Below are 11,395 nucleotides of genomic sequence, written 5' to 3'. Positions count from 1 at the left end.
GGGGGGAGCGGGGAAACCCCCCCCCCCCCACCCCCCCCCCCCTTCACTCCCCCCCCCCCCCCCCCCCCCCCCCCCCCCCCCCCCGCGGCGGTTCACGGCCTGCCGGCTGATTCCGGCTCGCCCACCGCCCCACCGCTGCGTAGGCTCCTCTCGCACCGCAGCACCATCGACCCGTGGAGGTCCCCATGGCCGACTCCGGCCGCGCGCGCCGGCTCGCCGAGCGCATCCAGCAGATCGTCGCCCGCATGCTCGACACGCGGATCAAGGACCCGCGCCTCGGGTTCGTCACGGTCACCGACGTCCGGGTGACGGGCGACCTTCAGCACGCCACCGTCTTCTACACGGTCTACGGCTCCGACGAGGACCGCGCGGGAACCGCCGCCGCGCTGAGGTCGGCGACGGGCATCCTCCGCTCCGAGGTCGGCAAGCAGACCGGTGTGCGACTCACGCCGACCCTGGACTTCGTGCTCGACGCACTCCCGACCACCGCCCAGGACCTGGCCGACCGACTCGCCGAGGCCAAGCTGCGCGACGAGCAGATCGCCGCGGCCGCCGCGGACGCCACCTACGCCGGCGACGCCGACCCGTACAAGGCGCCCCGGGAAGAGATCGACGACGAGGCCGGCGACGAGGGATACGTCGACGGGCCCGACGACGAGGAGCCCCGCGACGAGGGCGCCGGCGATCCGGCACCCGCCGTCGACGACGACCGGAAGATCGTCGGGGAGATCGACGGCGACGAGGACCTCTACCGAGCCCCGGTCAGTGACGACCCGGCCGCGGACCCGTTCGATCCCGCCGCCGAGGCCGACGACGAGCCCCGCGACGCAGCCGGCCGCGCGTGAGGATCCCGCGCGGCCGCGCCACGGCTGCGGACGGCGTGCTGCTCGTCGACAAGCCGCAGGGCCTGACGAGCCACGACGTCGTCGCGCGGGTGCGGCGCATGGCCGCGACCCGCAAGGTCGGGCACGCCGGCACGCTCGACCCGATGGCGACAGGGCTGCTGGTGCTCGGCGTCGGGCGGGCGACCCGCCTGCTCACGTACGTGGTCGGCGCGGACAAGACATACGAGGCGACGATCCGGCTCGGTGTCAGCACCACCACCGACGACGCCGAGGGGCAGGTCGACGGTGCGCCCGGGGGGAGCATCGACGTCGCCCTGGATGGCCTGCCCGGGGCGCTCGGTCGGCTGACCGGGGTGATCTCCCAGGTCCCGTCCGCGGTATCGGCGATCAAGGTCGACGGGAAGCGGGCCTACGCGCGTGTGCGGGACGGCGAGGGCGTCGAGCTCGCCGCGCGCGAGGTGACCGTCCACGAGCTCGACGTCGTGGGCGAGCCGCGCGGCGTCGTCGTGCCGGCCGAGGAGCCGGGGGAGGGGACGGCGGTCGTCGACGTCGAGGTGCGCGTGCGGTGCTCCTCGGGCACGTACGTGCGGGCGATCGCGCGGGACCTCGGCGCCGAGCTCGGCACGGGCGGGCACCTCACCGCGCTGCGGCGCACGGCGGTGGGGCCGTTCGACGTCGACGAAGGTTCGACCCTCGAGGCCATGGCGGAGTCGATCGCCGAGGAGGTGGAGGACGCGTCGGGTGAGGGGTCGGGCGACGGCGCGGGCGGCCGGTCCGGGCCCAGCGAGCGGACCGTAGCCCGACCGACGTCCGAGGAGCCCGGCGCCGGCGTGCTCACGACGCTGCCGGCCGGCATGCTCGCGCGTCGCCTGTTCCGCGTGCGCGAGCTCACCGGGGCCGAGACGACGGCCGTGCGCTACGGGCAGCGGATCGGTCCGAGCGGCGGCGACAGCGAGGCGTCGGGCGCGTCCGTCGTCGCGGCCTTCGCCCCGGCCGGCCACCTCGTGGCTCTCCTGGCCGACGAGCGAGGCAGGGCACGGCCGGTGCTCGTGCTCGACCCGGCCTGATCGAGTCACCCCTCGAACCGTGACTCCCGGGCCGGGTGACTGGCGACTCTGTGATGCGCGCTGCGACGATGTTTCCACATGTTCGCCCAGGTCACGCCCGTCCACAGGTGCGATCGGCGGCCCTGTCGATGTCAGTGGTCACTCATAGCCTGGGTGCAGATCGAACGCCGTTCGGTCGCCGCACCCGCCCGCCGCACGAGAGGTGGTAGGGCCAAGGACCTCGGGGGAGGTGTCGACGATGACGCTGAACGATCTGGGCACGCCTGGTGACGGGAAGCCGGCCGGCGGCGGGTCGACGCCGGACGGGTTGCCACTCGGTGGGGAAGACCCTCGGTCTCCGGCCCCCGAGATGGACGAGCTACTGTCCGCACCGGTCCCCGAGGATCCCGAGGCCCTGGTGGCCGGATCGGACGGGGCGAAGGCGTCGGACCTCGGCGTAGGCCCGAGTGCCGACGCCTCTCCTGGTCGCACCGGTCTACCAGGCCTGCCGGACCTGCCTGACGTCTCTCACCTGCCCGACCTACCCGACCTGCCTGACCTGTCCGTCCTGCTTCCTGCGCTCGTGCGGACGTCGTTCGCGACCGAGCGCGAGGCGGTGGACCACATCCAGCTCCTCGAGCAGGTCAAGGCGGCGAGCGCGGCCGGGCAGGCTCTCGCGGCGGCGGAACTCGCTCGGGTGCGTGGGGAGGCGGAGGAGGAGCGCGGCGTCCCGATCGAGGAGCGGGGCAAGGGGCTCGCCGCCGAGGTGGCCCTCGCCCGCAAGGAGACGGCCGGCCGCGGATCGTGCCACCTCGGACTTGCGAAAGCTCTGGTCCACGAGCTGCCGTGCACGCTCGAGCTGATGAGCCAGGGTCTCGTCTCCGAGTGGCGCGCGACCATCCTCGCCCGCGAGACGGCCGGCCTGTCCGTCGAGGACCGGCGACGCGTCGATGCGGCGCTGGCCGAGGACCTGCCGACCTGGGGCGACAAGCAGGTGCAGAACCACGCCCGGAAGAAGGCGCACGAGCTGGACGACCAGGCCGCGCAGCTGCGGCACCGGCGGGAGCGGAACAGGCGCCGCGTGAGCGTGCGGCCGGCCGACGGCTCGATGGCCCACCTCACCGCGTACCTGCCGATGGTCGAGGCCGTCCGGGTCCATGCCTCCCTGCACAACCAGGCGGCCACGGTCGTCAACGCCGGCGAGGCGGGGGAGCGGAGCGCCGCGCAGGTCGCGGCGGACCTTCTCGTCGAGCACGTCACCGGGGCCTCGGCGAGCGAGCCGCGGGACGTCGACCTCACGATCGTCATGACCGACCGCACGCTCGCCGGTGGCGACGAGCCCGCATGGCTGCCCGGCCAGGGCCCGCTGTCGGCGCAGGTCGCCCGCGACGAGGTCCGGGAGTCCGCCAGGGTCTGGTTCCGGCGACTCTGGACCGACCCGGCCACCGGTGGCGTGGTGAGCATGGAGTCGCAGCGACGTACCTTCGGCGGACAGCTCCGCCGGCTCATCCTCATGCGTGACGACGGGTGCACCGAGCCCTACTGCGACGCGCCCGCCGAGCACGTCGACCACGCGGAACCGCACGCCGACGGAGGAACCACGAGCTTCACGAACGGCTCCGGGCTGTGCGCGGCGCACAACTACGCGAAGCAGAATCCCGGGTGGCGGCACCGGCTCGGTGCCGACGGCGACCGGCTCGACGTCTGGACCCCCACCGGTCACCGGTACAGCGTGCCGAGATCGCCGTTCCCCTACCGGATCCGCCCCATGCCTCCGCCGATGACCAAGGCGCAGCACGAAGAGCTCAAGGAACGCGTCGCGGCGCGGGTCCTACGGTCCGGCGATCCGCCGGGTGCGGCCGAGACTGAAAGTGGACCGACCGGCGATCCGCCGGGCGAGGTCGGACGTGGCGCCGAGCCGTGAGGGGTATGCGAACGCCGCGTGAGGCGCCGGGAGCGCGCGACGTCGGCCTCGGGTAGCGATCAGTGAGGGCCGTGCGTCCCGGTGGTCCGTGCCGCCGCGACCCGCTCGGCCGCGATCTGGTCGAGGATCGCTGCCAGGCCCGGCATCGAGCGCCCCGGACCCACCGCCAGGTAGCCGGGCCGGTGGATCTCCGGGGCGTCGGGGTCGCCGTCGAGCACGAGATGGTCGACGACGCCGCCCGCTGCCCGCACCAGGTGCGCGCCCGCGGACACGTCCCACGGGCTCGTCCGCAGGCCGAAGGTCGCATCCAGGCGCCCCGCGGCGACGAGCGCGAGCTCGGCGGCCCCCGCACCCAGCGACCGCAGCGCGGTCACCGTGGTCATCAGCTCGGCGTGGTGCGCCGCCGTCGCCGGGTGAGCGAGGTCGCGCACGCCCGGATACCCGGACGCCACGACGCACTCGATGTCCGTCCGCGCGACAGGCCCCGGAGCGCGCTCGGGGCGCGTCGTCGTCGGGCTCCCGTCGAGCGGGTGCGTCTGGACGTGGCAGCCCTTGTCGTCTGCGAGCACCTCGAGCCCGAGCTCGGGGATCCGCACCACGGCGGCGACCGTCTCGTCCCCGACCTGCGCCGCGATGGACGTGCAGTAGATCGGCACGCCGGCCGCGAAGTTCGACGTCCCGTCGATCGGGTCGACGACGAAGGTCACCACGCCCGGCGGCGTCGGGTAGAAGGGCGGGACCGGGCCGCCCCCGACGACGTCGAGGCCACCCTCCTCGCCGAGGATCCGTGAGTCGGGCACGTGCCTGCGCAGCACCTCGATCGCGATCTCCTCGCTGCGGCGGTCGTGGACGGTGACGATGTCGTGGGCGTCGCGCTTGAGCTCGCGCTCCGCCGCCGCGCCCGAGACCCCGAGGAGGTAGTCGCAGATCTGCCCCGCCGCGTCGCGCACGGCGTCGAGCAGCTCGGCCGGGGAGGGGACCGCACCCGGCTCGGCGCCCGCGTCTCGACCCGCGCGCTCGTCACGCTCGCCGCGGTCGCTACCGGTCGCGCTCACGTTCTCGTTCGCGTTCGCAGTCATCCGTGCGTGCCCCGCTTCTCTCGTCCGATCCGGTCCCGCGCTCGACCCGGTCACAGCTCGCTCGACCCGCCGATACCCAGGTCGACGTACTCCAGGTCCGGCAGGTCGGTGAGCCGCCGGACGTGCGTCCCGTACAGACCGCGCCCCGCGTCGCTGAGGATCGCATGGTGGATCGGCACCACCGCCCGCGGCCGGATGCGCCTGACGAACCCGACACCGTCCCGGGACGCGGACCACGGGGCGGACAGGGGATGCGCGAGGACGTCGACCTCGCCGGGCTCGGCGTCGAGCGCGTCGCCGGGGTGGAAGAGCGTGGGCTCGCCGTCGGCGGACAGGACGAGCCCCGCGTTGGGCACCCGCTCGACGGCCTCGAACGCGTGGGCGTGCAGCTCGCCCACCACACGCACCCGCAGGTCACCGACCGCCAGCTCACCGCCCGGCTCGAGCGGGCGCGCGGTGCTCAGCCCGGCCCGCCGCAGCGCCTCGGTCGAGGTCGGGTCCGCGTGGAGGACCGCGCGCGGGTTGGCGGCGAGCAGGGCGGGGACGCGGTCGACGTCGAGGTGGTCGGCGTGGACGTGCGTGACGAGCACGGCGTCGAGGTCGGTGACGTCGTCGAAGGCGGGCGACAGGGTGCCGGGATCGATGAGGACCCGGCGTCCCGCGGACTCGACGAGCAGGCAGGCGTGGCCGAGATGGGTGACGCGCATGCCCCCACGCTATCGGCGCGCGCCGCAGGGCGTCCCGGGCCCGGGCCGACGACGCCGTCGGCGCACCGGCACCGGCACCGGCCCCGGGTTCGTCGGCGTCTCGGCGGCGTCGGGCGGACGGCCGCCTCCCGACCGACGGAGCCGCGCCACAGCCGAACTACAGTGATCCTGCGGCGCGACGCGTCGTCCCCGGCGACGGGGCGCGCACACGAAGGGCGAACGGTGCAGGTCTGGCACGACTCCGAGGAGATCCCGCGCGACCTCGGCCCCATCGTCCTCACGGTCGGCGTCTTCGACGGCGTCCACCGCGGCCATCGTGCCCTGCTGGCGGCGACCGTCGAGGAGGCCGCGAAGCGCTCGCTCCCGGCCGTCGCGCTGACCTTCGACCCGCACCCGGCCCAGGTGCACCGCCCCGAGGACGATCTCGTCCTCGTCGCCAACGCCGCCGACCGCATCGAGCGGCTCTCCGCCCTCGGCCTCGACGGGGTCCTCCTGCAGCACTACGACCTGGAGTTCGCCTCGGCGACCCCGCAGGAGTTCGTCACGGACTACCTCCGGCGCGACCTGGAGGTCGCCTGCCTCGTCGTGGGGGAGGACGTCCGCTTCGGGCGCGACAACGCCGGCGACGCCGACGTGCTGCGCGACCTGTGCGACCGCCTGGGCATCGAGCTCGTCCTCGTCGCCGAGGTCGCCTGCGACCTCACGGGCCGACGCTGGTCGTCGACCTGGATCCGGCAGTCCCTGGCCGCCGGTGACGTCCACCAGGCCGCCCGCATCCTCGGCCGGCCGCACCGGCTGCGCGGCGTCGTCGTGCGGGGGTTCCGTCGCGGCCGCGAGCTCGGGTACCCGACCGCCAACCTGGCCCCCGACGATCTCGGCGTGGTCCCGGCCGACGGCGTCTACGCCGGTTGGCTGCTCCCGGGACCGTTCGAGACGCCGGGTGCCGCGGACTCCGGCGCCACCCGGCTGCCGGCCGCGATCTCCGTCGGCACGAACCCCACGTTCCAGGGCACCGAGCGCACCGTCGAGGCCCACGTGCTCGGCCGCAGCGACCTCGACCTGTACGACGAGGAGGTCGTCGTCGAGTTCGTCGCGCACCTGCGGCCCATGGTCGCCTTCGACGGCATGGAGCCGCTCATGGTGCAGATGCGTGCCGACGTCGAGGACGCGGCGGGGATCCTCGGCGTCCCGGTCCCACCCGACCTGGCGCCCGACTCCGTCACGGCCACCTGAGCCGCCACCTCCCCTCAGGGCACCGGGCAGCGGACCCGAACGAGCCGGCACGACGAGGCGCTCGGGTCGTGGCGCCCGGTCCTGCTGCTCACGCCGCCGCGCGGGCCGGCTCGACCAGGCGGCCGTCGGCGATGTGCAGGGTGGTGTCGACACTGCCGAGCGTGGACTCGTCGTGGCTCACCAGCAGGGTCGCGGCGCCGGTGGACCGGGTCAGCTCCGTGAGGAGGTCGACGATCTGCGTGCCCCGCTCGTGGTCGAGCGCCGAGGTCGGCTCGTCGACGAGCAGCACCGCCGGGTCGCCGACGAGCGCGCGCGCGATGTTGACCCGCTGACGCTGTCCGCCGGAGAGCTGGTGCGGCCTGCGGCCGAGCTCCCGCTCCAGGCCGACGCGCGCGAGCATGTCGGCCGCACGATCCTCCGCGTCGCGCAGCGAACCACCCAGCATGTGCGCGGTCACCATGAGCTGCTCCAGCGAGGTCAGGCTCGGCAGCAGCTTCGGCTGCTGGAACACGATGCCGATGCTTCTGCGGCGCAGCTCGGCGCGCTCCGGCTCGCCGAGCGTCCGGCCGGCGCCCGTCACCACGGTCTGCCCCACCTGCACGAGCCCGGAGTCGGGGAGCGTGAGCGTGGCGGCGATCGCCAGCAGGCTCGACTTCCCCGACCCGGAGGGGCCCAGTAGCGCCGTCGTCGTCCCCGGCGCGACGTCGAGCGAGACGTCGTCGACGGCGGTGAGCCGGCCGTCGCCGTCGGGGTAGGAGAGCGTGACGTGGTCGAGGACGAGTCCGGTGGAGGTCATGGCGTACACCTTTCGGTCGCGAGCGGATCGGCGAGGGTGGCCCGGTGAGGTCGGGGCGGCGGGTCAGGAGGCGTTGAGCGCCGCGTGCGGGTCGACGGCCGCGATGCGGCGCAGCGACAGGCCGGCGCCGAGCAGGCCGAGAACGACGAGGATCGCGACGGGCACGACCGTGGTCGTCCATCCGATGGCGACGGGCATGACTCCGGAGATGGCCCAGGCGGTGAGCGTCGCGAGCCCGGAGCCGAGCACGGTCCCGGCGAGCAGGAGAACTGCGGCCTGGCCGAGCGCGTCGCGCAGCAGATACCCGGTCGATGCGCCGAGGGCCTTGAGCACGGCGACGTCGTCCGAGCGGCTGATCGTCCACACCGTGAAGAAAGAGCCGACGACGAGCGCCGAGATCGCGTACAGGAAGCCCTGCATGAGCATGAGCGAGCCGTTCTCCGAGGCGTAGGAGCCGATCGCCTGCAGCGAGTCGCCGCGGGAGACGGTGGTGGTCCCCAGCTCGGCGTCGATACCGGCGAGGTCGGCGCCGGACGCGGTCTCCAGGGCGACGACGGTGGCCACGAGGTCCCCACCGCCCGCGCCTGCGCCGCCCGTCGACGCCGGGGAGCCGACCGTCTGCCAGTCGGCCAGCGTCGTCCACACCACGGGCGTGTGGGAGAAGCTGGCGTCGGTGTCCGCGACGCCCGCGACGTCGAGGTCCTGACCGGCGACGGCGAGCGTGTCGCCCGCTCCGGCGTCCAGCTCCTCGGCGGCGCCGGGGGAGAGCCAGACCGACCCGTCCGCGAGGTCGACGTCGCCCGGCACCGCGAACGACCCCGGCTCGGCGCCCAGGACGGTGACGCTCGCGGTGCTGCCGTCGACCGACGACCGCGTCGTGGCGACCCCGAGCGGCGCCGTCTGCTCCACGCCGTCGGCCCCGGCGAGGGTTTCCCACTGCGCGGCGTCGACCTGGGAGGACGTGAAGCTCGGCTCCTCCTCGGAGCCGAACGCCAGGTGGTCGGCGGGCAGGTCGGCGATCGCCGACGTCGACTCGCGGGCGAGCCCCGACGTCAGCGCCGACAGGAACGTGACGAGGAAGGTGATGAGGACGACGACGCCCGTCATGAGGGCGAAGCGGCCGGAGGCGAAGCGCAGGTCGCGCCAGGCGACGAACATGGTGGAAGCTCCTCGGGTCGGACGAGGCTCCAGGTTCGCGCTGCACCACCCCGGCCCACATCGGCCGGAGGGGACGGGTGTAGGCGCCGCGAGGTGCAGGCCTCGCTCAACCTTTCGGCCGATCCGTCCCGGCGGCCGCGTCCGTACTGTGGTGCGGTGACCCTCCTGCCCGCAGCGCCGCCTGCCGCGCCGCCCGTAGCGCCGCCCGGCCGACGTGCCGCCCGCGCCATGCAGCTCGGGCTGGACGTGCTCGCCCTCGTGCTGGCCGCCCTCGTCGTGTGGCGCGGCGAGCAGGCCGCCCCCTACGGCCTGGCCTTCGGCGTCGTGCACCTGGTCGGACGGCTCGCGCTCGGACCGGTCGTGCACGAGCGGGCCGGCGCCCGCCCGGTGCGTCCGCGCGTGGCCGTCGCCTGGGTCGCCGTCCTCACCGTCCTCGCCCTCGCCGCCGGGTTCGCGGGCACCGAGGGGATCTGGCTCGCCTTCCCCGTCTTCTTGCTCCAGCTGCACGTCCTGCCCACGCTCGCCGGGATCGTCGCGGTCGCGGCCACCACGGCCGTCACGGTGCTGGCCGGCGCCGGTCGGGACGGGCTGGGCGTCGGGGCGGTGCTCGGCCCGGTGCTCGGCGCCGCGGTGTGCGTCGGCGTCGTCCTCGGCGTACGCGCCGTCCTGGCGGAGGCCGACCAGCGCCGCGAGCTCCTCGAGGACCTCGTCGCCGCCCGGCAGGTCCTCGCCGAGCGGGAGCGTGCCTCCGCCGTCGCCGCCGAGCGGCAGCGCATGGCCCGCGAGATCCACGACAGCCTCGCCCAGGGTCTGGCCTCCGTCGAGCTCGTCCTGCGCGCCGCCGACGGCGCGCTCGCCGCGGGGGAGACCGTGAAGGCGCGGGGCCTGGTCGACACCGCGCGCACGGCCGCGCGGGACAACCTCGCCGAGGCCCGCGCCTTCGTCCGCGACCTGCCCTCGCCCCTGGTCGACACCGGCCTGCACGATGCCGTCGCCCGACTCGCCGAGCAGACCACCCGTGCCGGCGGCGTCCGGGTCGACGTCACGGTCACCGGCGACGAGCGGGCCCTGCCCGATGCCGTCGAGCAGGCCCTGTGGCGGGTCGCGCAGCAGGCGCTCGCGAACACCGTCGAGCACGCCGGCGCGACCGCGGCCCACGTCACGCTCAGCTACCTCGGCGAGGCCGTCGCGCTCGACGTCGTCGACGACGGCACCGGGTTCGACCCGGCACGAGTGCACGGTGGGATGCGTGGGGAGGCCGGACCCGATGCCGCCGCACCGCGCGACCGAGGGACCGGGCTCGACGGCATGCACGAAAGGCTTCGCGCCGTCGGCGGATCGTTGACGGTCGAGTCGGCCCCGTCGTCCGGCACGGCCGTGGGCGCGGTGGTGCCGCTGTGAACGCGGCGACCCTGCGCGTCGTCCTCGTCGACGACCACCCCGTGGTGCGCGCCGGCCTGCGCGCGGTGCTCGACGCCGAGCCGGACCTCGACGTCGTCGCCGACGTCGGCGACGGCGACGCCCTGCTCGAGCTGCTCGCGACGGGGGAGAGCGTCGACGTCGTCCTCATGGACCTCCAGCTCGGCGCGGGGCGGCCCGACGGCGCCGCGGTCACGCGCCGGGTCCACGAGTCGGGCGGGCCGCCCGTGCTCGTGGTGACCACCTACGACACGGAGTCCGACATCCTCGCGGCGCTCGACGCCGGGGCGCTCGGTTACCTCCTCAAGGACGCCCCCACCGACGAGCTCGTGGCCGGCGTGCGCGCCGCCGCCCAGGGCCGCACGGTCCTCGACCCCTCGGTGCAGTCCCGGCTGGTCGGGCGCATGCGCTCGCCCGCCACTGCCCTGACCCCCCGCGAGCTCGAGGTGCTCGACCGGCTCGCCCGCGGCGAGTCCAACGACCAGATCGCGAGAGCGCTGTTCCTCTCCCGCGCGACGGTCAAGTCCCACCTCGCGCACGTCTACGACAAGCTCGGGGTCGACAGCCGGACCGCCGCCGTCGCCCGCGCCCGGGAGCGCGGTCTGCTGCGGGGCTGACGGGAGCGCGGTCTCCTGCGCGGATGACCGCTCGCAGCTCCTGTGCAGCCGACCACCCGCGGTGTGCGGCGTCACGCCGTGCGACCCGGCGCCGACGCGCGGCCTTGGTAGGCTGGTCGTTGCCGTCAAGCCGGCCACGGATGCGTCATGCCCGGGAGAACAAGCCCCGGAGCTCCGTGCAACGAACCGAACTGGAGACACATGGCCCTCTCGAAGGACGTCAAGCAGCAGATCATCGCCGAGTACGCGACCCATGAGGGCGACACCGGTTCCCCCGAGGTCCAGGTCGCGATGCTCTCGCGCCGGATCAAGGACCTCACCGAGCACTTCAAGGGCCACAAGCACGACCATCACTCGCGTCGTGGGCTCATGCTCCTCATCGGCCAGCGCAAGCGACTGCTCGCGTACCTCGCCGCCGAGGACATCGAGCGGTACCGCTCCCTCATCGCGCGTCTCGGCCTGCGCCGCTGACGTCATCGGCCCCGGGCCCCGCAGGGGCCCGGGGCCGCTCTGCGACGCGCGGCGTCGACACAGAGCGCGACACAACTGAATCCACCGCAGCACACCGCCG

General features: G+C 74.7%; 11 protein-coding genes. 7 read left to right on the top strand and 4 right to left on the bottom strand.

All coding sequences use genetic code 11. From position 1 onward, the window contains the following. Positions 1-173: 173 nt before the first annotated feature. The 3 genes from rbfA to ACZLKG_RS10275 all read left to right on the top strand — a co-directional run bounded on the left by rbfA (position 174) and on the right by ACZLKG_RS10275 (position 3,815). Positions 174-845 (top strand): 30S ribosome-binding factor RbfA, encoded by a 672-nt coding sequence (rbfA, locus tag ACZLKG_RS10285; RefSeq protein WP_463648672.1) that lies wholly within the window; start codon positions 174-176, stop codon positions 843-845. Next, positions 842-1,912 (top strand): tRNA pseudouridine(55) synthase TruB, encoded by a 1,071-nt coding sequence (gene truB, locus ACZLKG_RS10280; RefSeq protein WP_463648671.1) that lies wholly within the window; start codon positions 842-844, stop codon positions 1,910-1,912. The genes rbfA and truB overlap by 4 nt, the downstream gene beginning before the upstream one ends. Before the next feature lie 349 nt (positions 1,913-2,261). Then, positions 2,262-3,815, top strand: a complete 1,554-nt coding sequence (locus ACZLKG_RS10275) for an HNH endonuclease (protein ID WP_463648670.1) — start codon at positions 2,262-2,264, stop codon at positions 3,813-3,815. A gap of 59 nt (positions 3,816-3,874) precedes the next feature. Here the strand turns inward: ACZLKG_RS10275 and ACZLKG_RS10270 are convergent, their stop codons facing one another. Next, a complete protein-coding gene (locus ACZLKG_RS10270; RefSeq protein ID WP_463648669.1) occupies positions 3,875-4,894 on the bottom strand; it encodes an inositol monophosphatase family protein in 1,020 nt (339 codons plus the stop codon). A 50-nt stretch (positions 4,895-4,944) separates the two neighbouring features. Beyond that, positions 4,945-5,601 carry an MBL fold metallo-hydrolase gene (locus ACZLKG_RS10265; RefSeq protein WP_463648668.1) on the bottom strand — a complete coding sequence of 219 codons (657 nt, stop codon included), beginning with the start codon at positions 5,599-5,601 and terminating at the stop codon, positions 4,945-4,947. A gap of 222 nt (positions 5,602-5,823) precedes the next feature. Here ACZLKG_RS10265 and ACZLKG_RS10260 point away from each other — a divergent pair, with 222 nt between their 5' ends. After that, on the top strand, positions 5,824-6,834 hold the full coding sequence (locus ACZLKG_RS10260) for a bifunctional riboflavin kinase/FAD synthetase (RefSeq protein WP_463648667.1): 1,011 nt from the start codon (positions 5,824-5,826) through the stop codon (positions 6,832-6,834). An 88-nt stretch (positions 6,835-6,922) separates the two neighbouring features. Here ACZLKG_RS10260 and ACZLKG_RS10255 read toward each other — a convergent pair whose 3' ends face one another. Both ACZLKG_RS10255 and ACZLKG_RS10250 read right to left on the bottom strand, forming a co-directional pair. Continuing rightward, positions 6,923-7,630, bottom strand: coding sequence for an ABC transporter ATP-binding protein (locus ACZLKG_RS10255; RefSeq protein ID WP_463648666.1), 708 nt, complete (start codon positions 7,628-7,630; stop codon positions 6,923-6,925). A gap of 63 nt (positions 7,631-7,693) precedes the next feature. Next, on the bottom strand, positions 7,694-8,788 hold the full coding sequence (locus ACZLKG_RS10250) for an ABC transporter permease (protein WP_463648665.1): 1,095 nt from the start codon (positions 8,786-8,788) through the stop codon (positions 7,694-7,696). A 156-nt stretch (positions 8,789-8,944) separates the two neighbouring features. Between ACZLKG_RS10250 and ACZLKG_RS10245 the strand changes: the two genes are divergently transcribed. From ACZLKG_RS10245 to rpsO, 3 genes are all read left to right on the top strand, one after another. Beyond that, entirely contained in the window at positions 8,945-10,189 is a 1,245-nt protein-coding gene (locus ACZLKG_RS10245; RefSeq protein WP_463648664.1) for a sensor histidine kinase, read from the top strand. Continuing rightward, a complete protein-coding gene (locus ACZLKG_RS10240; protein ID WP_463648663.1) occupies positions 10,186-10,824 on the top strand; it encodes a response regulator in 639 nt (212 codons plus the stop codon). Before ACZLKG_RS10245 ends, ACZLKG_RS10240 begins: the two co-directional genes overlap by 4 nt. A gap of 201 nt (positions 10,825-11,025) precedes the next feature. Continuing rightward, positions 11,026-11,295 carry a 30S ribosomal protein S15 gene (gene rpsO / locus ACZLKG_RS10235; protein ID WP_425708754.1) on the top strand — a complete coding sequence of 90 codons (270 nt, stop codon included), beginning with the start codon at positions 11,026-11,028 and terminating at the stop codon, positions 11,293-11,295. The last annotated feature ends 100 nt before the right edge of the window (positions 11,296-11,395 follow it).

It is taken from the genome of Georgenia sp. Z2081, assembly GCF_055326445.1.
Note: the sequence above shows the minus strand (reverse complement) of the source record. Positions and strands in the feature narration are given on the sequence as shown.